Source organism: Falsiroseomonas frigidaquae (assembly GCF_012163145.1).
In the GTDB taxonomy this organism is placed as follows: Bacteria; Pseudomonadota; Alphaproteobacteria; order Acetobacterales; family Acetobacteraceae; genus Falsiroseomonas; species Falsiroseomonas frigidaquae.
Genome location: NZ_JAAVTX010000004.1, coordinates 208516 through 232195, shown reverse-complemented (window position 1 = coordinate 232195; position 23680 = coordinate 208516). Strand labels below are relative to the sequence as shown.

The 23680-nt window shown below is 70.8% G+C and carries 28 protein-coding genes and 1 tRNA gene; 16 read left to right on the top strand and 13 right to left on the bottom strand.

The window, feature by feature from the left end; all coding sequences use genetic code 11:
• Positions 1–54: 54 nt before the first annotated feature.
• Positions 55–522: a peptidase S1 gene (locus tag HB662_RS13675; RefSeq protein ID WP_168050373.1), complete on the bottom strand. Its 468-nt coding sequence runs from the start codon at positions 520–522 to the stop codon at positions 55–57.
• Positions 523–702: 180 nt separating this feature from the next.
• Positions 703–1569, bottom strand: a complete 867-nt coding sequence (locus HB662_RS13670) for a PhzF family phenazine biosynthesis protein (RefSeq protein WP_168050372.1) — start codon at positions 1567–1569, stop codon at positions 703–705.
• Between the two features lie 205 nt (positions 1570–1774).
• Here HB662_RS13670 and HB662_RS13665 point away from each other — a divergent pair, with 205 nt between their 5' ends.
• A complete protein-coding gene (locus HB662_RS13665) occupies positions 1775–2275 on the top strand; it encodes a hypothetical protein (protein WP_168050371.1) in 501 nt (166 codons plus the stop codon).
• 28 nt (positions 2276–2303) lie between these two features.
• Here the strand turns inward: HB662_RS13665 and thiE are convergent, their stop codons facing one another.
• Entirely contained in the window at positions 2304–2939 is a 636-nt protein-coding gene (thiE, locus tag HB662_RS13660) for a thiamine phosphate synthase (RefSeq protein ID WP_168050370.1), read from the bottom strand.
• A 28-nt stretch (positions 2940–2967) separates the two neighbouring features.
• Complete coding sequence (locus HB662_RS13655; protein ID WP_168050369.1) at positions 2968–3705, bottom strand: sulfite exporter TauE/SafE family protein; 738 nt, start codon at positions 3703–3705, stop codon at positions 2968–2970.
• 195 nt (positions 3706–3900) lie between these two features.
• On the opposite strand from HB662_RS13655, the gene HB662_RS13650 reads away from it, so the two are divergent.
• Positions 3901–4269, top strand: a complete 369-nt coding sequence (locus tag HB662_RS13650; RefSeq protein ID WP_168050368.1) for a c-type cytochrome — start codon at positions 3901–3903, stop codon at positions 4267–4269.
• A 24-nt stretch (positions 4270–4293) separates the two neighbouring features.
• Here the strand turns inward: HB662_RS13650 and HB662_RS13645 are convergent, their stop codons facing one another.
• The gene (locus tag HB662_RS13645) at positions 4294–5307 is read right to left on the bottom strand and encodes a Bug family tripartite tricarboxylate transporter substrate binding protein (protein WP_168050367.1); all 1014 of its coding nucleotides are present in this window, start codon (positions 5305–5307) and stop codon (positions 4294–4296) included.
• Between the two features lie 76 nt (positions 5308–5383).
• Positions 5384–6154 (bottom strand): DUF3891 family protein, encoded by a 771-nt coding sequence (locus HB662_RS13640; protein WP_168050366.1) that lies wholly within the window; start codon positions 6152–6154, stop codon positions 5384–5386.
• A 150-nt stretch (positions 6155–6304) separates the two neighbouring features.
• Between HB662_RS13640 and HB662_RS13635 the strand changes: the two genes are divergently transcribed.
• The 4 genes from HB662_RS13635 (at position 6305) to HB662_RS13620 (ending at position 10082) form a co-directional block, all read left to right on the top strand.
• Entirely contained in the window at positions 6305–7453 is a 1149-nt protein-coding gene (locus HB662_RS13635; RefSeq protein WP_171970247.1) for a Re/Si-specific NAD(P)(+) transhydrogenase subunit alpha, read from the top strand.
• A gap of 12 nt (positions 7454–7465) precedes the next feature.
• Positions 7466–7861, top strand: coding sequence for an NAD(P) transhydrogenase subunit alpha (locus HB662_RS13630; protein ID WP_168050364.1), 396 nt, complete (start codon positions 7466–7468; stop codon positions 7859–7861).
• Between the two features lie 4 nt (positions 7862–7865).
• Positions 7866–9275: an NAD(P)(+) transhydrogenase (Re/Si-specific) subunit beta gene (locus HB662_RS13625; protein WP_168050363.1), complete on the top strand. Its 1410-nt coding sequence runs from the start codon at positions 7866–7868 to the stop codon at positions 9273–9275.
• Between the two features lie 66 nt (positions 9276–9341).
• Entirely contained in the window at positions 9342–10082 is a 741-nt protein-coding gene (locus tag HB662_RS13620; RefSeq protein WP_168050362.1) for a sulfite exporter TauE/SafE family protein, read from the top strand.
• 13 nt (positions 10083–10095) lie between these two features.
• Here HB662_RS13620 and HB662_RS13615 read toward each other — a convergent pair whose 3' ends face one another.
• Both HB662_RS13615 and rpsU read right to left on the bottom strand, forming a co-directional pair.
• Positions 10096–11373, bottom strand: coding sequence for an aspartate aminotransferase family protein (locus HB662_RS13615; RefSeq protein WP_168050361.1), 1278 nt, complete (start codon positions 11371–11373; stop codon positions 10096–10098).
• A 206-nt stretch (positions 11374–11579) separates the two neighbouring features.
• On the bottom strand, positions 11580–11783 hold the full coding sequence (gene rpsU / locus HB662_RS13610; protein WP_007006360.1) for a 30S ribosomal protein S21: 204 nt from the start codon (positions 11781–11783) through the stop codon (positions 11580–11582).
• 193 nt (positions 11784–11976) lie between these two features.
• On the opposite strand from rpsU, the gene def reads away from it, so the two are divergent.
• From def to HB662_RS13570, 8 genes are all read left to right on the top strand, one after another.
• Positions 11977–12504: a peptide deformylase gene (gene def, locus HB662_RS13605; protein ID WP_168050360.1), complete on the top strand. Its 528-nt coding sequence runs from the start codon at positions 11977–11979 to the stop codon at positions 12502–12504.
• Entirely contained in the window at positions 12501–13079 is a 579-nt protein-coding gene (locus HB662_RS13600) for a COQ9 family protein (RefSeq protein ID WP_342449508.1), read from the top strand. Before def ends, HB662_RS13600 begins: the two co-directional genes overlap by 4 nt.
• Before the next feature lie 287 nt (positions 13080–13366).
• Positions 13367–13897, top strand: coding sequence for a hypothetical protein (locus HB662_RS13595; RefSeq protein ID WP_168050359.1), 531 nt, complete (start codon positions 13367–13369; stop codon positions 13895–13897).
• A gap of 46 nt (positions 13898–13943) precedes the next feature.
• Positions 13944–14645 (top strand): ATP12 family protein, encoded by a 702-nt coding sequence (locus HB662_RS13590; RefSeq protein WP_168050358.1) that lies wholly within the window; start codon positions 13944–13946, stop codon positions 14643–14645.
• Positions 14642–14917: an acylphosphatase gene (locus HB662_RS13585; protein WP_168050357.1), complete on the top strand. Its 276-nt coding sequence runs from the start codon at positions 14642–14644 to the stop codon at positions 14915–14917. The genes HB662_RS13590 and HB662_RS13585 overlap by 4 nt, the downstream gene beginning before the upstream one ends.
• 290 nt (positions 14918–15207) lie before the next feature.
• Positions 15208–16629, top strand: coding sequence for a DEAD/DEAH box helicase (locus tag HB662_RS13580; protein WP_168050356.1), 1422 nt, complete (start codon positions 15208–15210; stop codon positions 16627–16629).
• A gap of 29 nt (positions 16630–16658) precedes the next feature.
• On the top strand, positions 16659–16823 hold the full coding sequence (locus HB662_RS13575; RefSeq protein ID WP_168050355.1) for a hypothetical protein: 165 nt from the start codon (positions 16659–16661) through the stop codon (positions 16821–16823).
• 87 nt (positions 16824–16910) lie between these two features.
• Positions 16911–17702 carry a hypothetical protein gene (locus HB662_RS13570; protein ID WP_168050354.1) on the top strand — a complete coding sequence of 264 codons (792 nt, stop codon included), beginning with the start codon at positions 16911–16913 and terminating at the stop codon, positions 17700–17702.
• A gap of 22 nt (positions 17703–17724) precedes the next feature.
• Here HB662_RS13570 and lipB read toward each other — a convergent pair whose 3' ends face one another.
• Positions 17725–18408, bottom strand: a complete 684-nt coding sequence (gene lipB, locus HB662_RS13565) for a lipoyl(octanoyl) transferase LipB (protein WP_168050353.1) — start codon at positions 18406–18408, stop codon at positions 17725–17727.
• Positions 18409–18436: 28 nt separating this feature from the next.
• Here lipB and HB662_RS13560 point away from each other — a divergent pair.
• Positions 18437–18522: transfer RNA gene (locus HB662_RS13560), tRNA-Leu, on the top strand.
• Positions 18523–18549: 27 nt separating this feature from the next.
• Here the strand turns inward: HB662_RS13560 and HB662_RS13555 are convergent.
• The 3 genes from HB662_RS13555 to HB662_RS13545 form a co-directional block, all read right to left on the bottom strand.
• A complete protein-coding gene (locus HB662_RS13555) occupies positions 18550–19215 on the bottom strand; it encodes a GNAT family N-acetyltransferase (protein ID WP_168050352.1) in 666 nt (221 codons plus the stop codon).
• A 237-nt stretch (positions 19216–19452) separates the two neighbouring features.
• Entirely contained in the window at positions 19453–20292 is an 840-nt protein-coding gene (locus tag HB662_RS13550; protein ID WP_168050351.1) for a hypothetical protein, read from the bottom strand.
• Between the two features lie 25 nt (positions 20293–20317).
• Entirely contained in the window at positions 20318–20698 is a 381-nt protein-coding gene (locus tag HB662_RS13545) for a hypothetical protein (protein WP_168050350.1), read from the bottom strand.
• Between the two features lie 129 nt (positions 20699–20827).
• On the opposite strand from HB662_RS13545, the gene HB662_RS13540 reads away from it, so the two are divergent.
• Entirely contained in the window at positions 20828–23107 is a 2280-nt protein-coding gene (locus HB662_RS13540) for an NADP-dependent malic enzyme (protein ID WP_168050349.1), read from the top strand.
• Here HB662_RS13540 and HB662_RS13535 read toward each other — a convergent pair.
• A complete protein-coding gene (locus HB662_RS13535) occupies positions 23052–23573 on the bottom strand; it encodes a hypothetical protein (protein WP_168050348.1) in 522 nt (173 codons plus the stop codon). The genes HB662_RS13540 and HB662_RS13535 overlap by 56 nt on opposite strands.
• Positions 23574–23680 lie beyond the last annotated feature (107 nt).

Sequence of the window (23680 nt, the reverse complement as noted above, 5' to 3'; positions counted from 1 at the left end):
CGGGCCTCCGTCTTGAGTGCCCGGCATGTGGGGAGGATGCCGCGAAACGCAGCCTCAGTTCGGCGGCACTTCCGAGATGCGGAGCTGCGCCGGCACGCGGGACCCGCGGTCATAATGGCCGATCCAGATATCGTACTGGCCGGATTGCGGGCGGCGGAAGATCAGCCCCGGATCGGTGCCCTGGAAGTCGTCGTTGCAGGCCCAGGTGCCGTCCGGCAGGTTCACCACCAGCGTGACATCGGCGCGCGAGGCGGCCGAGAGATACAGCGGCAGGCCCTGGCCGGCGCGGTAGTTCAGCCGCACATCCGGCGCATTGGCGATGGAGCCGAGGCATTGCGACCCGCCCAGCCGTTCCGCCGGCAGGGTGCCGCCGGCGGTGACGTTCACCGTGGTCGGGTCCGGCGCGAAATTGGCGCTGAGGTTGACCGTGCCGAAGGACGGCCGGCGGTTGAAGTCCTGCGCGAGCGCGAGCGTCGGCACGACGGACAGCGCCAGCAGCGCGGCGATGTGTCGGGGCAGCATGGAGGTCTCCTGGTCACAGCGCGGATGCGGCGCCGGTCTCGGGCGTTTCTGAAAATTTTGCGCGGGCCGCATCCAGCCGCGGCATCCAACCGTAATCCCTTTGTGATGGGCGCCAAGACTGCCGCGAAACGATTCGGAGTTGTTGCATGTCGGCTAACGCGTTTTTCTTTGGTCGGACCGTCAGAGGATGAGGCGACCCTGGCTCACCGGCACCACCGAGCCGCCGACACTGACCCGGATGCCACGATCCGGCGTGCTGCTGGCCGCGAGCGCCAGGCGGCTCGGCCGGCCCATCTCGATGCCCTGCTCCACCTTCAACGCGAGGCTCTCGCCCCCCAGGCGGTGCAGCAGCAGCCCGGCCAGGGCGACATTGGCGCTGCCGGTCGCCGGGTCCTCCGCCACGCCGGATAGCGGGGCGAACATGCGCGCGCGCAGCAGGTCCGGCCCCAGGCGGGTGTAGAGCAGCAGGCCCACGGCCAGGGTGGCCGGCAGCCACTCGCGGAAGGCGGCGGCGTCCGGCGCGGCTGTGGCGAGCGTCGCCGGGTCTTCCACCTCGGCGATGGCGAAGGGCGTGCCGCAGGAGGCCAGGACCGGCTCGCCCACCAGCCCGGGCAGCCCGGCGCAGGCGGCGAGACCGGCTGCGGCCAGCGGGCCGAGCAGGGCGAAGGGCTGCGGCGCGGTGATCTCCGCCGCCGTCACCAGGCCGCCGGCATCACGGGTCAGCCGGGCATCGACCGGCCCGGCCGGCTGGTGCAGCGTCAGCCGGTCGCCGCCCAGCGCCATCCGGCGGGCCAGCATCACGGCCGTGCCGACATTGGGGTGGCCGGCGAACGGCAGTTCGCGCGCTGTGGTGAAGATGCGGATGCGTGCGCTGGCCGTCGCCGCATCCTCCGCCAGGATGAACACCGTCTCGCTGAGGTTGAATTCCCGCGCGATGGCCTGCATCAGATCCGCATCGAGCGCCGCGGCGCCCTGCACGATGGCCAGCGGATTGCCGCCATGGCGGGTGGTGGTGAAGACGTCGCAGGTTTCGAATTCCAGGCCCATCGGCATCTTTCCCGGCTCTTCTGGCCGCGCATGTTGTGCGGGGCCCGCCGTATGATGGGAAGGGCAGGGCCACGAAGCGAGGATTTCCCACGCCGGGCGCCCTGGCGGCCATTCCGCCCAGCTTGAACTCCCGCGCGATCACCGGCATCAGGTCGCGGTCGGCGGCATCTGGTTCCGGGGCGGAATGCCGAGGAAGGGGTGAGGCATGGCCAGGCTGCGTCGATTTCTGCGCCGTGTCCTGGGGGCGGAGCCGTGGCGCTTCTGGCTCGGCGTGCCGGCGGCGGCGCTGGCCGCCAATCTGACGCCGCTGCTGGTGCTGTTCCTGCAGGCGGCGGTGGAGCAGCTGGTGCAGGGCGCCCGCCTGCCGCAGCCAACGGATCTGCCCCAGTTCCTGCTGGCCTGGCTGAGTTCGCTGTTCCTGTTCCCCTATGCGCTGCTGCTGACCCTGGTGGCGGGGGTGCCGGCGCATCTGCTGCTGGTGCTGCTGCGCCGCGATGCCGCCTGGATCTATGGCGCCGGCGGGGCGATGGGTGGGCTGCTGGCCTTTGACGGCCTGGAAATGCTGCGCGGTCCCGGCAATCCGACGGTGGCCCTGATGGGCCTGGGCGCCGGCCTCGCCGCGGCGATCGCCTTCCGTGCGATCTGGCGGCCACTCCGGTCGTCTTCAGGCCCAGCGGCCTCGCAAGGCAATTCGAAAAGCGCGTGAAGACAAAAGCGGCCTTGCCTTCAGTGCTTCAGGCCGAGGCAATCGCCGCATTCATCGCCCGCACCCCGGCCGCCGGTCCCTCCGGGTGGTTCCACACGGCGCCCACCACGGCCAGGAAATCCGCCCCGGCCTGCACCAGCGGCGGGCAGTTCGCGGCGGTGATGCCGCCGATGGCGACGCAGGGGATCTCGAACATCTCGGACCACCATTCCAGGATCTCGGGCTCCGCCTGGTGCACGGTTTCCTTGGTGCCGGTCGGGAAGAAGGCGCCGAAGGCGACGTAATCCGCGCCCGCCTCGCCCGCTTCCATCGCCAGGTGGCGGGAGGCATGGCAGGTCACGCCGATCATCGCCTCCGCCCCCAGCAGCTTGCGGGCCGCAACCGGGTCGCCATCGCCCTGGCCGAGATGCACGCCGTCGCAGCCGGCTTTCTTCGCCAGATCCATGCGATCATTCATCAGCACCACCACGCCACGCGCCTGCGCCACCGGGATCAGCGCCGCGGCGGCGCGCAGCACCACATCATCCGGCGCGCCCTTCAGGCGAAGCTGCAGCGCGGCGACATCCCCGGCATCCAGCGCGCGGGCCAAATCCTCGGCGAAACCTGGCAGGTCCGGCAGGGCAGGGGGGGTGATCAGGTACAGGCGGCAATCGGGCTCGGGCATGGCGCGATCTGTGAGGCCAGCCGGCCCCTCAGGCAAGCCCGCGCCATGCCAGATGCGCGCCGAGCGCCAGCAGGCTGGCGAAGAAGATGCGCCGGAACAGCGCGGGCGGAATGCGGCCGCGCAGCCAATTGCCCAGCGCCAGCCCGGCCAGCGCCGGCGGCAGGGCGAGCAGCGATTGACCGGCGGCCAGCGGCGTGAAGCTGCCCTGCACGGCCAGCGCCACCGCCAGCGCCACGGTCGCCGCCAGGAAGGCGATGCCGAGCGCCTGCACCAGCGCATCCCGCGCCAGTCCCAGCGCGCCGAGCCAGGGCACCACCGGCATGACGAAGACGCCGGTCGCCCCGGTCACCAGCCCGCCCAGCAGGCCGATCGGCGCGGCGCTGATCCGCTCCGCCCGCGGCGGCAGCCGGAAGGGCGGCGTCAGCAGCCCCCAGCCGCCATAGGCGGCCAGCGCCAGCCCGAGCAGGCCGAGCGCCAGCGCGCCGCCGCCGGTCAGCAGCCCGATCCCCGCCAGGGTGCCCGGCACGAGCATCAGCAGCATCGGCCATAGCCGCCGCAGCAGCACCCGCCAGGCCGGGCCGGTGGCCTGCAGGATGTTGGTGGCGAGCGAGGGCAGCACCAGCAGCGCCGCCGCCTCCGCCGGCGGCATCGCCAGCGCCAGAAGCCCGATGGCGATGGTCGGCAGGCCGAGGCCGATCAGCCCCTTCACGGCGCCGGCGAGCAGGAAGACGAATCCGATGAGGGCGGGGGTGGCGAGCTGTTCCATGACCGCAACCTGCCCGATTCCGCGGCGCTGCGCTTCGGCCCGGACCGAAGCATCCCGGTGCGGCCCGCCGTGATGCACCCAGCATGGTGTGCCCGGCATGATGCAGATCAGGGAAGCCGCGGCGGCAGGGGATCATCATGCGGAACGTTTCAGGCCGGCGGCGGGCTGGTCGGCAGCTTCTCGGGGGTTCTCATCATGTCGGAAGCCACACGCGCCGCGCGCCAGTCCCGGCGCATCGGCGTGCTTGCCGGAATCGTGGTCGCCGCGCTGGCCATCAGCATCCTCGCCTGGCAGCAGGGCGGCGGTGGCGATGCCGTGGCGCGGGGCCACTGGACGGCGGATGCCCATTGCGGTGGCTGCCACGACGTGGCGCCGACCGCCCAGCCCGTCCGGCGCAGCGGCGTGCCGAGCTTCGTGCTGCTGGCCGCCGGCCGGCCGAGCCGGGAAGCGGTCGGGGTCTTCCTCGCTGCACCACATCCCCGGATGCCGCCCTTCCAGCTTGCGCCGGAGGAGCAGGCCAATCTGGCCGCCTACATCGTCAGCCTGGCGCCCGCGCGTCGCTGAACTGCGGCGCGCGGGGCCGGGGCATCAGTCCAGCGTGGCGCCGGAAGCCTCGACCAGGCCCTTCCAGAACTGCTCCTGCGCCTGCAGGTAGCGGCCATAGGCGGCGGGGCTCTCGTCCCAGACCGGGGTGAAGCCCAGCGGCTCCATCCGCTGCTTGAAGTCGTCCGACCGGGCGATCTGCACCAGCGCGGCATGCAGCCGGTTGACCGCCGCTTCCGGCGTGCCGGAAGGAGCGTTCACGGCGTACCAGCTCTGCATGTCGATGCCCTGGTTCGGGAACAGCGCCTTCATGCTCGGCACCTCGCGCAGTTCCGGCACATAGGTCACGCGCTCGGCGGAGCCCACCGCCAGCGCCCGGAAACGGCCTTCCCGCACATGCGGCATCAGCGCCGGGATCACGTCGAACATCATGTCGATGTTGCCGGCCAGCAGGTCCGCAATGGCGGGGCCGCCGCCCCGGTACGGCACATGGGTGATCTCCATCCCCGCCGCCGCATTGATCCGCGCCAGGGTCAGGTGGCTGACCGTGCCGGCGCCGGAGGAGCCCATGGTGATCGCGCCCCGATCGCGCTTCGCCGCGGCCACCAGCTCCGCGAAGCTGCGCCAGGGCTTGTTGGCGTTCACCACCAGCAGCACCGTGCCCGTGGTCACGCGCGTCACCGGGGTCAGGTCGCGGATCGGGTCGAAGGGCATGGAGCGGCGGAACAGGAACTTGTTGGCCGCCAGGATGGTCGCGGTGCCGAGCAGCACCGTGTAGCCATCCTTCGGCGCCTTCGCGACCACGTCGCCGCCGATATTGCCGCCAGCGCCGCCGCGATTGTCCACCGTGATGGTCTGGCCGAGGATCGGCTGCAGCCGTTCCGCCAGCAGCCGCGCGGTGATGTCCACCGCGCCGCCGGGCGCGAAGGGAACGACGATGCGGACCGGCCGCTGCGGCCAGCTCTCCTGCGCCAGGGCGGGGGCGGCCAGGCTGGAGGCCAGGGGCAGCGTCGCGGCAGCGCCGAGCAGGCTTCGGCGGGAAAGGCCGGGGAAGGTCATGCGGGGGGATCCTCAGTCGGGTTGATCGGCACCCAGCATAGCCGGTCTGCCGCGGCCCCGCACCCCGGGGCCCGTTTCAGCCCGGCACCAGCCGTGCAGAAAGCGCCTGTACGGGGGCGGCTGCGAGGTCCGCGCGCATCGCCGCCTCATCGGTCCAATGGGCGCCCGGCGGCAGCCGGCGGGCACGCCATTCCAGCGTCACCTCGGCCAGCCGGAAGGGCCAGGGCGCGACGCTCAGCACGCCGGCGCCTTCCTGCAGCGCCAGCTTCACCCGGCTGCCATCCGCCATCGGCGCGGTGCCAACGCCGCCGATGGTCTCCACCCCGCCACAGACGGCCAGGCTCAGCGCATCCGTCACGGCGACCAGGGCGCCGGCCGCCTCGACCTGCGCCGGGGTGGCGCCGAGCTGCGCGGCGAGGTCACGCTGCACCACCTCCTGCTCCGCCAGGTAGCGATCGACCGCCTCGGCATCCGCCTGGTCGAGCTGGTGGCGATCGGCATAAAGGCCATAGATCAGGCTGCCATGGCGGCTGACCAGCAGCGCCACCCAGGGCCCCCAATTCGACAGCGCCAGCGCCACGCCGGCCGCCCACATCGGCGCGTGGGTCCGGGCGCCGACGGTGCGGAAGATGTGTGGCCGGCCCGTCGCCGGGTCCAGCGTCGGGGCTGCCTCCCATCCCATCCAGGCGACATCGTGCTGGGCGCAGGCGGTGGCGACATCCTCGAAGGGATCGAGGGCGGCGAAGCCGGGTGCGCCCCAGGCGCGGGCGAGCTGGCCGGAGACCAGCGCATGCATCGGCTGGCTGATCGCCAGGGCGGAGCCATCGGGAAGATCGCGCAGCAGCATGCGGGCAGGATGGGCGCCGATCGGACGGGCCGCAATCCCCGTTCCGGGGGCGATCCGTCCCCTCCCGGAACATGGCGTCCTTGCAAGACTTGCAACTCACCTTCATATGGCGCCGACTTCGGCACCGAAGCAATCGGGGAGTCCTAATTGATGCGCGTTGCGGTATTGCGCGAGCGGCGAGGGGCGGAAACGCGGGTCGCCGCGACGCCGGAGACGGCGAAGAAGCTCATCGCCCTGGGCTGCACCGTCGCCGTGGAAACCGGCGCCGGCCTCACTTCGGGTTTTCCGGACAGCCACTATGCCGAGGCTGGCGCGGAGGTGGCGCCCGATGCGGCCGCCGCCCTGGCCAATGCCGGGCTGGTGCTGAAGGTGCGGGCGCCGCTCGGCGCCCGGGAGGGGGAGGTCGATGAACTCGCCCTGATCCCGCGCGGCGCCATTTTGGTCGGCACGCTCGGTGCAAGCCGCGCCGTGGCGGAGACCTACGCCCAGCTCGGCATCGAGGCGTGCAGCATGGAATTGCTGCCGCGCATCACCCGGGCCCAGTCGATGGACGTGCTGTCCTCCCAGGCCAATCTGGCGGGCTACCGCGCGGTGGTGGAGGCGGCGGGCGCCTTCGACCGCGGCTTCCCCATGCTGATGACCGCCGCCGGCACCATCCCGGCCGCCAATGTCTTCGTCATGGGCGCCGGTGTCGCCGGGCTGCAGGCCATCGCCACCGCGCGGCGCCTCGGCGGCCGCGTCTCCGCCACCGATGTGCGGCCGGCGGCGAAGGAGGAGATCAAGTCCCTCGGCGCCACCTTCGTCGGCTACGAGGACGAGGAGAGCAAGGCCGCGCAGACCGCGGGCGGCTACGCGAAGCAGCTCTCGGCCGAATTCTACGCCAAGCAGGCGGAAGTGGTCGCGGCCCACATCGCCAAGCAGGACATCGTCGTCTGCACCGCGCTGGTGCAGGGCCGCAAGGCGCCGATCCTGGTGAACGAGGCGATGGTTGCTTCCATGAAGCCCGGCAGCATAATCGTCGATCTGGCCGCGGAAGCTGGCGGCAATTGCGCGGCGACCGTCCCCGGCGAGATGACGGTGACGGGCAATGGCGTGAAGATCCTGGGCTACCGCAACTGGCCGGGCCGGATTTCCGGCGCCTCCTCCGCGCTTTATGCGCGCAACCTGCTGACCTTCCTGACCACCTTCTGGGACAAGGAAGCGAAGAAGCCGGTGCTGGCCGAGGATGATGACATCGTGAAGGGCGTGCAGCTGACCCGCGGCGGTGCCGTGGTGCACGCCTCGCTCCCGGCCGCCTGAGGAGATCGCCGCATGAACCCGCAACAGATCGCCGTCGAGGCCGCCTCGATCTCCGACCGCGCCGCGCTGCTCGCCGAGCATGCGCGGCAGCTCGCCGAGACCGCGGCCCCCATCGCCGCCGCGGCCGAGCCCTTCCTGCTGCTGCTGACCATCTTCCTGATGGCCTGCTTCGTCGGCTACTACGTGGTGTGGAACGTGACCCCGGCGCTGCATTCGCCGCTGATGGGCGTCACCAACGCCATCTCCTCCGTCATCGTGGTGGGCGCCATCCTGGCGACCGGGCTGGCCGATAGCTGGGCCGCGAAGGCCTTCGGCTTCATCGCCGTGACCCTGGCCTCCGTGAACATTTTTGGTGGCTTCATGGTGACCCGGAGAATGCTCGCGATGTTCAAGAAGAAGGGGAGCTGAGCCGATGGCACAGACCCTTTCGACGCTGGCCTACCTGGTCGCGTCGGTCCTGTTCATCATGGCGCTGCGGGGGCTTTCCAACCCCGAGACCAGCCGCCAGGGCAATCTGTACGGCATGGTCGGCATGGGCATCGCCATCGCGGCGACCCTGCTGAAGCCGGGCATGGGCGCGGGCGGCATCGTGCTGGTGCTGGCCGGCCTCGCCATCGGCGGCACCATCGGCACGCTGCTGGCGCAGCGGATCCAGATGACGTCCCTGCCGCAGCTGGTCGCCGCCTTCCACTCCCTGGTCGGCATGGCGGCGGTGTTCGTGGCGGCGGCGGCCTTCTACTCGCCGGAGAGCTTCGGCATCGGCTATGCCGGCAACATCAAGGCGGCCTCGCTGGTCGAGATGTCGCTGGGCCTGGCGATCGGTGCCATCACCTTCTCCGGGTCCGTCATCGCCTTCGCCAAGCTGGACGGCCGCATGTCCGGCTCGCCGATCCTGTTCAAGGGCCAGCACATGCTGAACGCGGCGCTGGGTGCGCTGCTGCTGGTGCTGGTGATCGCCTTCGTCGCGACCGGGTCGCCGATCCTGTTCTGGCTGATCGCGCTGCTGTCCTTCGCGCTCGGCTTCCTGCTGATCATCCCGATCGGCGGCGCCGACATGCCCGTGGTTGTCTCCATGCTGAACAGCTATTCCGGCTGGGCGGCGGCGGGCATCGGCTTCACCATCGGCAACCTGCTGCTGATCGTCACCGGCGCGCTGGTCGGCGCCTCGGGTGCGATCCTGTCCTACATCATGTGCAAGGGCATGAACCGCAGCATCATCAACGTGCTGCTGGGCGGCTTCGGCAGTGACAGCGGTGCGGCCGCCGGCCCGGGCGCGGGCACCGCGGACCGTGCGCCGGTGAAGGCGGGCTCGCCCGAGGACGCCGCCTATATCATGAAGAACGCCCAGAAGATCATCATCGTGCCGGGCTACGGCATGGCGGTGGCGCAGGCGCAGCAGGTGGTGCGGGAGATGGCCGACCTGCTGAAGAAGGAAGGCGCCGAGATCTCCTACGCCATCCACCCCGTCGCCGGCCGCATGCCCGGCCATATGAACGTGCTGCTGGCCGAGGCGAACGTGCCCTATGACGAGGTGCATGAGCTGGAGGAGATCAACGCCGAATTCGCCGATGCCGATGTGGCCTATGTCATCGGTGCGAACGACGTGACCAACCCGGCGGCGAAGACGGACAAGACCAGCGCCATCTACGGCATGCCGATCCTGGATGTGGAGCGCGCCAAGACCGTGTTCTTCGTCAAGCGCGGCATGGCCAGCGGCTATGCCGGCGTGGACAACGAACTGTTCTTCCGCCCCAACACCATGATGCTGTTCGGTGACGCCAAGAAGGTCACGCAGCAGATCGTGCAGAGCCTGCAGAAGTAGTCCTGTTCCTCCTCCGGCCGCCGCGGTGCGGCCGGAGGAAATGCCCGCACCAGCACAGGGGTCGGCATGGATGAGATCCTGCTTTTCACGGCGGTCGGGTTCCTGGCGCAGGTCATCGATGGCGCCATCGGCATGGCCTACGGGCTGACCGCGACCAGCGTACTGGTCTCGCTCGGCACCCATCCGGCGGTTGCCAGTGCCAGCGTGCATGCGGCGGAGATCTTCACCACCGGCGCCTCCGGCTTTGCCCACTGGCGGCTGAAGAATGTCGATGCGCGGCTGCTGGCGCGGCTGGCGCTGCCGGGCATCGCCGGCGGAATCGCCGGGGCGCTGCTGGCCTCGGCGCTGCCGATGCAGATCATCCGGCCTCTGGTCAGCGCCTATCTGCTCGGCATGGGCGGGCTGATCCTGTGGCGCGCGCTGCGTCCGCCGCAATCCCGGCCGGGGCGGCCGGTGACGCTGCTCGGGCTTGCCGGCGGCTTCCTGGATGCGGCGGGGGGAGGCGGCTGGGGTCCTATCGTCACCTCCACCCTGATCGGGCGCGGCGACGTGCCGCGCATCGCCATCGGCTCGACCAATGCGGCTGAGTTCTTCGTCGCCCTCGCCATCACCATCGCCTTCTTCAGCGCGATCGGGCTGGAACTGTGGCAGGCGATCCTCGGGCTGGTGCTGGGCGGGGTGCTGGCCGCGCCCTTCGCCGCCCTGATTGCACGCCACCTGCCGGCCCGGAAGCTGATGCTGCTGGTCGGAGTGGTGATCATGCTGCTGTCGCTGCGCAACCTGGCGGCGGCGGTCGGCTGGATCTGAGGACGCCTCAGCCCTACGGCAGCGTCGCCATCGCCTTCGTGAAGGCCTCCATCGTCTGGTCCACGTCGCGCGGCTCATGCGCGGTGGAGACATAGTACTTGCTGTCGCCCTTCAGGATGCCGCCGGCGCGCAGAACCTGGTTCACATGCGCCTGGGTGGCACGGTCGGCGCGCAGCGTGGCGCGGTAGTCGCGCACCTCGCCGGCGGTGAACACCACGTCGAACAGTGGCGGCTCGCCGACCACCTGGGCCGGCAGGCCGGCTCGGGCGATCTGCGCGGCCATGCCTTGCATCAGCGCGCGGCCGGTGGCGAAGACGCCCTCATAGGCGCCGGGGCGGCGCAGGATCTCCAGCGTCTTCAGCCCGGCGACCGCCGCCACCGGGTTGCCGGACAGCGTGCCCACCTGCATCAGGAAGCCGGCATCGCCGACCAGCGCGCGGTCGAAATGCGCCATGATGTCGGCCCGCCCCGCCACCGCCGCCAGCGGCAAGCCGCCGCCGATGGTCTTGCCTAGGGTGCAGAGGTCGGGGGTCACGCCGTAATATTCCTGCGCGCCGCCATAGGCGAAGCGGAAGCCGGTGACGACCTCGTCGAAGATCAGCACCAGCCCGTGTTTCGTGCAGAGGTCGCGCAGCCCCTTAAGGAAGCCCGGGGCGGGCGGGATCAGGCGCTGCAGTGGTTCCACGATGATGCCGGCGATCTCCTCGCCCTGCTGCTCGACCAGCCGCGTCACCGCCTCCAGGTCGTTGAAGGGGGCGACCAGCACGTCATCGGCGACCGATTTCGGAATGCCTGCCGAATCGGGGACGGGGCGGGGGAAATTGGCCAGGTGCTTCGGCGCCAGGCTCATCAGGCCATGGTCGCTCATGCCGTGGTAGCCGCCCTCGAATTTCAGGATCTTGTCGCGGCCGCGGAAGGCGCGGGCGAGGCGCATGGCATAGAGATCCGCCTCCGTGCCCGAGCCGACGAAGCGGAGTTGCTCGGCGCAGGGCACCGCCTCCACGATCGCCTCGGCGAGTGCGATGCCATGCTCGTTGTTGGTGAAGAAGGTGGTGCCGCGGGTGATCTGCTGCTGCACCACCTCGGTCACTTCCGGGTGGCAATGGCCGATGAACATCGGGCCGGAGCCGAGCAGGTAGTCCACGTATTCCCGCCCGGCGACATCCCACACCCGGCCGCCGCGGCCTTCGCGCAGGATCACCTCGGGCGGGAAATTGCCAAAGCCGCCGGCAGGCAGGACGCGCTTCGCCCGGGCGAGCAACGCCTGTTCCAGATCCCCGAACCCGTCCATACTGCCAATCTCCCGCCGCAAGCGGGGATTAGACGCGTTTCCATGCGGCGCGGAAAGACTCCGGACAGCACGAAACCGCGGCTGGCGGAGGTTTCCGCACCGCGGTATTTCGGCTCGTCAGGATGACGGCCCGCCGGGGAGGACGGGCAATGGGGGAGGCAGCTTCGTGTCCTGGCAGCGGGTTGAGGCCCGGTGCCGGGACGAAATCAGAAGCCTTCCCGCTCCAGCCGCTTGCGCTCCACCTTCCGGGCGCGGCGAACAGCCTCCGCAGCCTCACGGGCGCGGCGCTCGGACGGCTTCTCGTAATGGCGACGGAGCTTCATTTCACGGAACACACCCTCACGCTGAAGCTTCTTCTTCAGCGCCTTCAGGGCCTGGTCGATGTTATTGTCGCGGACGACGACCTGCACGCGATGGAACCTCCTGGTTCGGATGAATGAGAATCGGAAAAGCGGATGCGCGCCAGCTGATCCGGGAGATGACCCGAACCGGCAAACGCGAGGAGCGGAGCCTTAGCACAGGATTCGGGGAATGCGAAAGGCCCTCCCGCAGCCCGCTTCATGCATTACCTATGGGGCACATCTGCCGGACCCTTCCGCCGCCATGGCCCTTCTGAAGATCGCCCGCATGGGCCACCCCGTCCTGATCCGCCCGGCCGATCCCGTGGCGGACCCCACCGCGCCGGAGATCCGCCGCCTGGTGGCCGACATGGCGGAGACCATGGAGGACGCCTCCGGCCTCGGCCTGGCCGCGCCGCAGGTGCATGTGCCGCTGCGGCTTTTCGTCTGGCGCGGCGGCGCCGGCAATATCCTGGCGCTGATCAACCCGGAGATCGAGCCGGTGGGGGAGGAGACGGAGGAAGGCTGGGAAGGCTGCCTTTCCATCCCCGGCCTGCGCGGCGCCGTGCCGCGCGCCAGCCGCATCCGCTTCCGCGGCGTGGATATCGAGGGCCGGCCGGTGGAGGGGGAGGCCGCCGGCCTGCCCGCCCGGGTGATCCAGCATGAGACGGACCACCTGGACGGCATCCTGTACCCGATGCGGATGCCGGACCTGTCCCGCTTCGGCTTCAATGAAGACCTGCACCGCGCCGCCCAGCAGGCGAGCCGGGCCGCCGAGGAGACCGGATCGTGATCGAACGCAGCGAGGAACGCGACCAGGCGCTGAAGGCGGCCCTGCCGCATGTGCCGGCGCTCGGCTGGACCAAGGCTGCGCTCGCCGCCGGCCTCACCGACCTTGGCCGCGACCCGCTGGAGCAGGAATGGCTGTTCCCGCGCGGCCCGGTTGAGGCGGTGGAGGCCTGGTGCGACCTGGCGGACCGGGAGATGGAGGCGCAGGCGGCGGCGGAGGATCTGGCAAGCCTGAAGATCCCCCGCCGCATCCGCCGCCTGGTGCTGATCCGCCTGGAACAGGCCGCGCCGGCGCGGGAGGCGGTGCGCCGCGCGCTGGGGCTGCAATCGCTGCCCTGGAACCTGGCCTCGGCCGCCCGCACCGTGGCGCGCACCGCCGATTCGATGTGGGCGGCGGCCGGCGACACCTCGGCGGATTTCTCCTGGTACACCCGGCGCGCGACGCTGGCCGCGATCTATGGCGCCACGCTGGCCTTCTGGCTGCAGGATGAATCGGAGGGCCATGCCGCCACCGCCGCCTTCCTCGACCGCCGCTTGGCCGGACTGGCCCGGTTCCAGCGCATGAAACGCAGGGCCTGAATCGGCGTTCAGTCTCCGTAACCTTACGGAGCGGGTCATGAAGGGTGTTCTGCTGTGGCTGGTCGGGTTGCCAATCCCGATTATCATCGTGCTCTACCTGATTGGAATCTTGTGAAGAAGGGCTGCGCAATCTCCGCTGTTTTTCGCGGCGGGATGCTGTAGAGACGGCGTGCTACGGGACGCCTGGGGCCGGGGGGCTCCGCCGCGCGATCGCGCCAGCGCAACATTGGTTGCGCCGGCCCGGCCGATGCGGCAGGCAGGGGGTCCCAGGGGGAGGTTCCCACGCCATGCGCCGCAAGTTTTCCGTTCGTCTTCTGCTCGCCGGCGCCGCCATGGCCATCGGCGGCCCCGCCATCGCCCAATCCTGCGTGCAGGCCAGTGAGCGCACCGCCTTCGAGCTGCGCGCGCTGCAGAGCCAGCTGATGGTCGCCGCCATCACCTGCCAGCGGGACGGCGACTACAACGCCTTCGTCCGCAAGTTCCAGGGCGACCTCGGCGGCGCCTACAACACGATCCGCACGCATTTCCGCCGCACCGCCGGTGCCCAGGGCCAGCGCGCGCTGGATGGCTACATCACGACGCTGGCGAATGAGCAGTCGCAGGACGGCATCCGCCAGGGCTCGCGCTTCTGCCAGAACATCACGCCGCTGTTCCAGGCGGCCCTGTCGCAGAGCAACGCGAGCGCGCTCGCCGAGATGTCCATGGAGCGCAACGTGCTGAACCCGCACGATGCCGAGACCTGCACGGAGCGTGCGGCGCCGGCGCGCAGCCGCCCGGCGGCGCGTACCCGTTCCGCCGCGGTCTCCCGCGGCCGCTGAGCGGTTGCGGGTCTGAGCAGGCCGCGGGGTTGACCGGATTGCGCGCGTGAAGCGGTTCTGGAACGAGGCGCGGGCGGTGCCTGCCGAGGAAGGCTTCGCCATCCTGCTGGATGGCCGGCCGGTCCGCTTGCCGGGCGGCGCGCCGCTGCGCGTCCAGGGGGCGCCCCTGGCCGAGGCCGTGGCCGCGGAATGGCAGGCGGCCGGCGGCGCCAAGGATGGCGAGATGCGGCCGGAGGATGTGCCGCTGACCCGGCTGGTCGGCACCGCGGAGGAACGCATCGGGCCGGCGCTGGAAGGCACCGCCGCCGCCATCGCCCGCTACGGCGAGACGGAGCTGCTCTGCTACCGGGCGGAGGTCAGCCGGCTGGCGGCGCGGCAGGCGGAGGCCTGGGACCCCTGGCTCACCTGGTCTGCGCGCGCGCTGGATGCGCCGCTGCGGGTCACCACCGGCATCATGCCCGTATCGCAGCCGCCCCAGGCCCTGGCGGCGCTGCACCGGGCGGTGGCGCGGCATTCCGTTCTGGGCCTGGCGGCGCTGGGCATCGCGGTGCCGGCCTTGGGCAGCCTCGTGCTGGGCCTGGCGGTGACCGGGCTGCACCTGGAGCCGGCCGAGGCGCATCGCCTGGCGACGCTGGAGGAAGCCTTCCAGGAGGAGTTCTGGGGCGTCGATCCCGACAGCGTGATCCGCCGCAACGCCGCCGCGGCGGATGTGGCGCTGGCGGCCCGGCTGATGCGGCTGGCCGGATGATCGCCCGGCTGCTGGCCATCAGCGGCCGGGTGCAGGGTGTCGGCTACCGGGACTGGCTGGTGCGGGAGGCACAGCGCCTCGGCCTGCGTGGCTGGGTGCGGAACCGGCCGGACCGCAGTGTGCAGGCGCTGGTGGCCGGTGATGCGGCGCAGGTGCGGGCAATGATCGCCGCCTGCCAGCGCGGACCACTGCTCGCCCGCGTCGGGGCGGTCGCGGAGACCCCGGCCGAGGTGCCGGAGGAGGCCGGATTCAGCCGCCGGGCGGATGGCTGACCACCCTCATGCTGCACTGCCGAAATTCCTTGTCGGGTGAGCGATTCTGCCCTATCTCTCCGCCCGTCGGCGGGTGATTGCCCGCCGCGCCCCGGCCGCGTGAGCGGGCCCGGCGCGGTTGTCCCATGAGGGGATGACCTTTCGCCTGGAGGCCCGGACCGGGGCGCTGCCGTCGCCCGAAAGGCGTGGCTCTGCGGACAACATCGGACCGGCCCCGGCACGCGGGTTGGCCCACCGCCACCCAACCGCCCGCGCTGATGCCGGGCGGCCTGACCGGATTTTTGTATTTCATGAGCTTCAGTGAACTCGGCCTCTCTCCGCGCATTCTCCAGGCGCTGACCGAAGAGGGCTACACCACCCCGACGCCGATCCAGCGCGATGCGATTCCGCATGCGCTGACCGGGCGCGACATCCTCGGCATCGCGCAGACCGGCACCGGCAAGACCGCCGCCTTCGGCCTGCCCCTGCTGCACCTGCTGGCCGAATCGAAGGGCCGCCCGCCGCGTGGCGGCTGCCGCGCCCTGATTCTGTCGCCGACCCGCGAACTGGCCAGCCAGATCGCCGACAGCCTGAAGAACTACGGCCGCCACCTGGGCCTGTCCGTCTTCGTCATCTTCGGCGGCGTGCCGCATGGCCCGCAGCGCCGCGCGCTGGCGAACGGCATCGACATCCTGGTGGCCACCCCGGGCCGTCTGCAGGACCACATGGATGAGGGCTCCGCACGCCTCGACATGGTGAACGCGCTGGTCTTGGACGAAGCCGACCAGATGCTGGACAAGGGCTTCTGGCCCGCGATTCGGAAAATCCTGCCGAAGCTGCCGTCCAAGCGCCACACCATGTTCTTCTCGGCGACCATGCCGGCGGAAGTGGCGAAGCTTTCGGCCGAGATCCTGAAGGACCCGATCCGCATCGAGGTGGCGCCCGTCGCCACCACCGCGGAACGGGTGACCCAGAAGCTCGTCGTCATCGAGCAGGGCCGCAAGCGCGGCAAGCTGGCCGAGCTGTTGAAGGGCGAGGGGGTCGGCCGCGCGCTGATCTTCACCCGCACCAAGCACGGCGCCGACCGCGTGGTGAAGAACCTGGAGGCCGACGGCATCGCTGCCAACGCCATCCATGGCAACAAGTCCCAGGGCCAGCGCGAACGCGCGCTGTCCGACTTCAAGTCGAACCGCGCCCCGGTGCTGGTCGCCACCGACATTGCCGCCCGCGGCATCGACGTGGATGGCGTGACGCATGTGATCCAGCACGACATGCCGGACACCCCCGAGGCCTATGTCCACCGCATCGGCCGCACCGCGCGCGCCGGCGCATCCGGCATCGCCATCGCGATGTGCGCGCCGGATGAGCGGGAGAAGCTGTGGGCGGTGGAGAAGCTGATCCGCATCTCCATCCCGGCGACCGACGAACGCCAGGATGTCTCCGTGCCGATGTATCGCACCGGCGGGCGTCCGGATGCGGTGAAGCCGGCCGGCGGCAACCGCGGCCGCAATAGCCCGTCCCGCGGACGCAACGGCGGTGGTGGTGGTGGTGGCGGCGGTGGCCGCAGCGGCCAGCAGGGTGCTCCGCGCGGCAATGCTGGCCCGGCGCCGCGCACCGGCGACCAGCCGGCGCGTCGTCCGGCCGTGGCCGCCGCGGGCCAGAAGGACCGCAACTGGCGCGAGGGTGATTTCCGCGACGGCGGCGCTGCTCCCGCCTTCATCCGCGGGCGCTGAGGCCTTCCGCCTTGCGCGAAACGGTGCTGATGAAGGGTGAGATGGCCACGCGGGTCATCGTCACCACCGAGGCCGGCACCGAGGTGCTGGATGAGGAAGACGAGGTGCTGGAATCCTACCCGGATGACCAGCACGAACCCACCCTGGCGCGATTCCTGGCGCAGGGGTGGGAGGTGGAGGAGGACGGGCCCTAACAGGCCACATCCTCTGCCCGCCGGCCTTGCCGCGCGTCGCCACCATGCCAGGATGCGCGCGGCAGGAAGCAACCAAGGAAGATCCGCATGGCGTCGCCCGCTTCATCCGGCCAGGAGGGCGCGCTGCCGCGCCTGCTGATGATCGGCCTGGCGGCCATGGTTGCCATCGGCCTGGCCGCGCCGCTGCTGGTGCTGGCCCTGCCATTTCCCATCGCGATTGCCCTGGGCGGACTCGGCGCCTTCCTGGTGGGCGTCGCGCTCGCACTGCGCCTTCGCACGGGGGCCTTCGTGGCGCTCGGCCTGGTGGCGCTGTTCGGCTTCATCGGCGTGGCGGCGGAGGCGGCGCTGTGGCTGCGGCTCGGCGGCGGGGTGGAGGCGCGGCTGGCCAGCGTGGCGGAGGCATCGGCCGCGCCCGAGGCCACGCGCCTGGTCTTCCCCGAGGCCACCGCCCGCGCCGACCTGGCCGGCGAGGCGCGCAGCCGCATCCCGCGCAGCGCCGGCCCGCCGGTAGAGCTTTCCGCCTTCGCCGTGCCACTGGTGCCGCAGGGCTGGGACCGTGCCCAGCCGGTGGCGGCCTTCCTGGTCTGCGCCGAGACCCGCGCGGCCACCCCCTGTGCCGCCACCTTTCCGGCGCGCCTGACGGAGGCCTTCCGCGCCACCCCACGGCCGGAGGCAGCGCAGGCTGCTCTCGCGCTGCATGGCCTGACGGCGGTGGCCGAGCCGGCCTTCCTGGCGATGACGGATGAGATTGCAGCGGAACGTGCCCGGGCGGGCTGGATGGCGCTGGCCTGGCCTGTGCTGGCCTGGCTTGCCTGGGCGGCGGGGCTGGCGGTGTACCGGATGATCTCCCTGCCGCGCCGCCGCCCGGCGCGGATCTAGGCCGGTCCCCGGCCGGTCTGAATCAGCCGAACACTTCGACCCAGGCCGACATCAGCGCCGCATCCGCCTCCTCCATCGTCGCCAGCACGCCCAGCTTGTGCAGGCTGGTGACGCCGTGCTCGGCGATGCCGCAGGGCACGATGCCGCCGAAATGGGACAGGTCCGGGTCCACGTTCAGCGCTACGCCGTGCCAGGACACCCAGCGGGTGACGCGCACGCCGATGGCGCCGATCTTTTCCTCCGTCCCGCGCGCCTTGTCGGCCACCCAGATGCCGATTCGGCCATCCCGCCGCTCGCCGCGGATATTGAAGCGGTCCAGCGCGCGGATCAGCCATTCCTCGAGGCCCCGCACATAGTCCCGCACATCGCGCGCGCGCACCGTGCCGTGCTCCCGCGTCAGGTCCAGCATCACATAGCCGGTGCGCTGGCCCGGGCCGTGATAGGTCCATTGCCCGCCGCGCCCCGCCGCCACGGCGGGGAATCGGGTCTCCAGCAGATCCTCCGGCCGCGCGGAGGTGCCGGCGGTGTAGGTCGGCTCATGCTCCACCAGCCAGACGGCCTCCGGCGCGGTGCCGGCGCGGATGGCGGCGACGCGGGTGGCCATGGTTTCCAGCGCCAGCGCATAGGGCAGGCGGCCCGGTGCGATGGACCATTCAGGAGAAGCGGCGAGGGGCCCAAGGAGGGGCGTTGTCGGGTGCGTTGTCATCGGCTATAGGCGCGCCTCTACCCGATATGCGGTCGTGGCGGAATGGTAGACGCGCCAGCTTGAGGTGCTGGTGGGGGCAACCCCGTGGAAGTTCGAATCTTCTCGACCGCACCATCTCCACCCCCGGCTGAGCGATCCGGCTCAGCGATCCGGTGGTTGCGCCCGCAGCGGCGCCGATCCCATCCCCAGCATATGCGCCGGCGGCCCGCGCTCCACGCCGATGACACGCGCCGCATGCGGCCCGGTGCGCGGCCGCAGCCGCATGCGCCTTCGGCCGCGCCTTGTGGCGATCGGGCAGGCGGTGGCGGCGCGGGCAGGAGCCCAGGCGGGGCTGCCCGGGCGCAGCGCGCATTCCATCACCAGATCGCCCGTGGCGGGCAGCGTATCGACCAGCCCGAAGCCCATCTTGGCGTATAGTGCGCGGGCGCCGGCATTCTCCGGCACCACGATCAGCCGCATCCGGCGGCAGGCCGGAACGCCGGCGAGTCCGGCCATGATGCGCGCCAGGATTGCCCGGCCGAGGCCGCGCCCCTGATGCGAAGGGGACAGGATGAACCAGCCCAGCCACCAGCAGGTGGCATCGCGCGGATCGGGGTGGACGACGTAGAAGCCGATCAGCCGGCCATCGGCCTCGATGCCGATCAACGAATGCCAGGCGCCGCGGCGGACGGTGGCGAGAATGTCAGGGAGTGGCCCGAGGAAGTCTTCGATCTGGTCCGCATCCAGATCCATGGTCTGGACCAGGTCCAGGCGGTTCTTGGCAATCGGGCGGTAGTTGAGGGCCTGCCGGGCCCATCGGGAAGACATGAGATCCTGCTACGTTTGTGTCCGCAGAGGGTGGCCAGGATTGGTCCGGGCCGATCGCCTCTGTCGCTGTCATTAGATCGTGCCCGCATGTCGAAAGGCAAATCAGCCGGCACGCGGCTGTCATGTGACAGTCGTGATATTTCCCGAGGAAGCTGCGCGGCCCCGGAAATCGGCCAACTTCACTTGGTGGTACCGGGGATTCGGCTTTGCCGGTGCTGCGACAAAAAATATTTCTTCCTATCCGCCCGGCGCAGGCGGGCTGGCAGGGGTCGCCAGGATCGAGCGCTCCAGCTCGTCGAAGGCGCAGATGAAGGTCTGCTCGCCGAAGGCGGTCAGGTAGTCGTAGCCGATCATCGCGTATTTCACTTCGTTCGACAGCGCGACGATTTCGGGGTCCGACAGCATGGTGCGGATGGTGTTGGACAGCCGCGTTCGTTCCTCCGCATCCATTGTCTGGAAGGCGAGCAGCGCGCCCTTCAGATGCGGCGCCGACTGCTCGAAGGGGTGCGCCGAGAAGCGCCGTGCCATGCGGGTGACCAGGCCGATGCGGCGTTCGGCGCGCCGGCGGTCCACGTCGCGGTTCACCGCGGTCAGCAGGCTGTCCACCACGAAGGCGGGGCCGACCTCCACATCGGTGCCGCCGGGCTGGCGCAACGTCAGCAGCTTGGAGCGCAGCACCAGCATGGCGCCGAAGCCGGCCAGCAGCGTGCGGGTCAGCCCATCCGCCGGCGGGGCGAAGACCTCCGGGTAGTATTCCAGCACCCCGAGCGCGGCGAGCGCCGCGGCCGCATTGGCGCCGATGAAGGTCAGCCCGGGCGGGCTGGCGGCGACGATCCAGGGCTCGTCGCGGTAGCGGGAGACCAGTTCGGCAAAGCCCACCACGGCGCCGATCGCGGCGACGGCCAGGTAGCGCCACAGGAAGGTGTCGGGCGGCCAGCCGCGCTCTGCAAGGCGATCCTGGCTCCATGGCAGCGCCAGCACCACGGCCAGCAGCGCGACGATGGACCACCAGACGGGCGCGTTGCACAGCCTGTCCAGCCGGCTCGGCGCGGCCTCGTTCCCCGGCGCAGCTGCCATCCCGGCTTTCCCCCGCGCGGCGCCTTCAGCCGGCCAGCAACAGGCCGGCGCGGGTCAGGCCATAGAGATGATCGCCGCCGCGCGTGTCGCGCTCCGCCAGGCGCAGCGCCTGGCGCCGTTCCAGCTCGCTGATCGCGGTGCGCAGCACGTCGAAATCGAAATCCGGGTCGCGTTCCGCCAGCACGTCGCGGATCTGGCCGAGCCGCGCGGTGTGGCCCTCGGAGGCGGCGAGGATCTGCAGCACCGGGCGGCCATAGCGCAGATAGGCGCCTTCCTGTTCGGGGCTGGGCGGCAGCAAGGCCGCCACCTCGGCGGTGGCCAGGCCCTTGATCGCCGGTGCGCGCTGCGGCGCGCCGCTGGCGAACAGATCGAGGCTCCACAGCACGTCCTTGCCGGACTTCATCATCACCCTGAAACCCTTGTGCCGCGGCAGCCTAGCACCCCGCCGCGCGGCGCTGCCAGCGCAACCGGCCGCCGCTTCGGCGCGGGTCGCGGCGCGGCCGGATATCGCCTATAGCAAGGCACGGAGGTGGCGATGGACGAGGATTTTCGCAAGGCAGCGCTGGACTATCACCGGCTGCCGCGCCCGGGAAAGCTCAGCGTCGAGCCGACCAAGCGCATGGCGACGCAGCGTGACCTCGGCCTGGCCTATTCCCCCGGCGTCGCCGCCGCGTGTGAGGAAATCGCCAAGGACCCCGACGCCGCCTGGGACTACACGGCGCGCGGCAACATGGTGGCGGTCATCACCAACGGCACCGCCGTGCTGGGGCTCGGTGCCATCGGCGCGCTGGCCTCGAAGCCGGTGATGGAAGGCAAGGCCGTCCTCTTCAAGAAATTCGCCGGCATCGACTCCATCGACCTGGAAATCGAGCAGCGCGACCCGGAGAAATTCATCGAGGCCGTGGCGTCGCTGGAGCCGAGCTTCGGCGCCATCAACCTGGAAGACATCAAGGCGCCGGAGTGCTTCGAGATCGAGCGTGCGCTGCGCGCGCGCATGAAGATCCCGGTGTTCCATGACGACCAGCACGGCACCGCCATCATCGTCGCCGCCGCCGTGCGCAACGGGCTGCTGCTGCAGGGCAAGAAGCTGGCCGATGTGAAGGTGGTGAATACCGGCGGCGGCGCGGCGGCGATCGCCTGCCTCGACCTGCTGGTGGCGATGGGGCTGACCCGCGCCAACGTCACCATCTGCGACATTGACGGCGTGGTCTGGAAGGGCCGCCCGAACACCGACCCGTACAAGGCGGCCTACGCGCAGGAGACGGAGGCGCGGACGCTGGAGCAGGTGCTGCCCGGCGCCGATGTGTTCCTCGGCCTGTCCGCGCCGCGCATCCTGAAGGCGGAATGGCTGCCCATGCTGGCGCCGCGCCCCCTGGTGCTGGCGCTGGCCAATCCCGAGCCCGAGATCCTGCCCGAGGCCGTGCGCGCGGTGCGGCCGGATGCCATCGTCGCGACGGGGCGGACGGACTACCCGAACCAGGTCAACAACGTCCTCTGCTTCCCCTTCATCTTCCGCGGCGCGCTGGATGTCGGCGCCACCACGATCAATGAGGAGATGAAGGTCGCGGCCGCCGATGCCATCGCGGCGCTGGCGCGCATGGAGGCCAGCGAGGTCGTCGCGGCGGCCTATGGCGGCACCGCGCCGACCTTCGGGCCAGACTATATCATTCCAAAACCCTTCGACCCGCGGCTGATCCTGGAGATCGCGCCGGCGGTGGCGAAGGCGGCGATGGAGTCCGGCGTGGCGCGCCGCCCGATCACCGACATGCCGAAGTACCGGCAGGAACTGGAGCGCTTCGTCTTCCGCTCCGGCAACCTGATGCGCCCGATCTTCGAGGCGGCGCGCAAGCGCCTGTCCCGCGTGGTCTATGCCGAAGGCGAGGATGAGCGCGTGTTGCGCGCCGTGCAGACCGTGCTGGATGACGGCCTGGCCGAGCCCATCCTGATCGGCCGGCGCGATGTGATCGCCGCGAAATGCACCGCGATGGGGCTGCGGATGGATTTTTCTGAATCCGTGCGCGTGCTCGACCCGGCCGCGGATGCCGAGACCTTCGGCAAGCTGGTGGCACTGTACCAGGCGAAGGTGGGCCGCAAGGGCATCCCGCCCGACGCCGCCGCCCGCCGCGTCGGCAACCGCCCGACCGTCGCCGCCGCGCTGCTGCTGGAAGCGGGGCTGGCCGATGCCTGCCTCTGCGGCGGCAGCGGCGACTGGTTCCGCCACTGGCACCACGCCTATGACGTGATCGGCAAGCGGGGGGAGGTGGCACGCGTCTATGCGCTGTCCGCGCTGATCGTGCCGAACGGCCATCTGTTCTTCGTCGATACGCACCTGACGGTGGACCCGACCGCGGCGCAGATCGTGGACATGACCCTGCTGGCGGCCGAGCAGATCCGCGCCTTTGGCCTGACGCCCAAGGCGGCGCTGCTGTCGCATTCCAGCTTCGGCGCCTCCGGCGCGCCCTCCGCCCGCAAGATGCGCGACGCGCTGCGCCTGCTGCGGGACCGCGCGCCGGATTTCGAGGTGGATGGCGAGATGCACGCCGATGCCGCGCTGGTGCAGGCGATCCGCGACCGCGCGGTGGCGGACAGCCCGCTGACCGACGCGGCGAACCTGCTGGTGATGCCGACCCTGGACGCCGCCAATATCAGCTTCAACCTGCTGAAGGCCGCGGGCGAGGGGCTTCAGGTGGGGCCGATGCTACTCGGCATGGCAAAGCCCATCCATGTGCTGGTGCCGAGCGTCACCGCGCGCGGCATCGTCAACATGACGGCGCTGGCGGCAGCCCAGGCGAATGGGATGTTGGCGGTGGGGTGAGGGCGGCCTCCTCCGCCCGCAGCCGCTGCTCGAAGGTTACACGGTAGCGGCGGCTGCGCTGCATGGCGATGGCCAGGGGCAGCAGGAAGGCCAGCCCGGCCACCATTTCCGCCACCGCCTCCGCCGGGTCCGCCGCCCCGCGGAGGCCGGGGGCGAGGAGGAAGCCGGCGAGCTGCAGGGCGCTGTCCAGCACCAGGAACACCCAGACGTAGGCCGGGCGGAAATGCCGCCAGCGGCGGAACCACAGCACGGTGGCGGCCAGCGTCAGGCCGATGGAAAGCAGCAGGTCCAGGTTCAGCAGCAGCGCATCGGGCGCGCCCGGCGGGCGCCATTCGCGGACCAGCAGGAAGGGACTGCCGAGCACCGCCAGCGCCAGGAAGAAGGACGGCACGCGCAGCCAGCCACCCATGCCGTGCAAGGGATGCGCTTCCGCCACCGCCGGGCCGACCCGCACCCACTTCGCCATGCCCAAGGCCCTTCCGCCATTACCCGATCGTTCCTACCGGGGCATGAAGCCTGCGTGAAGCGACGGACCCGCCGCGCCCCGCCGCGTTGCCCCCGGGAACAGCCAGG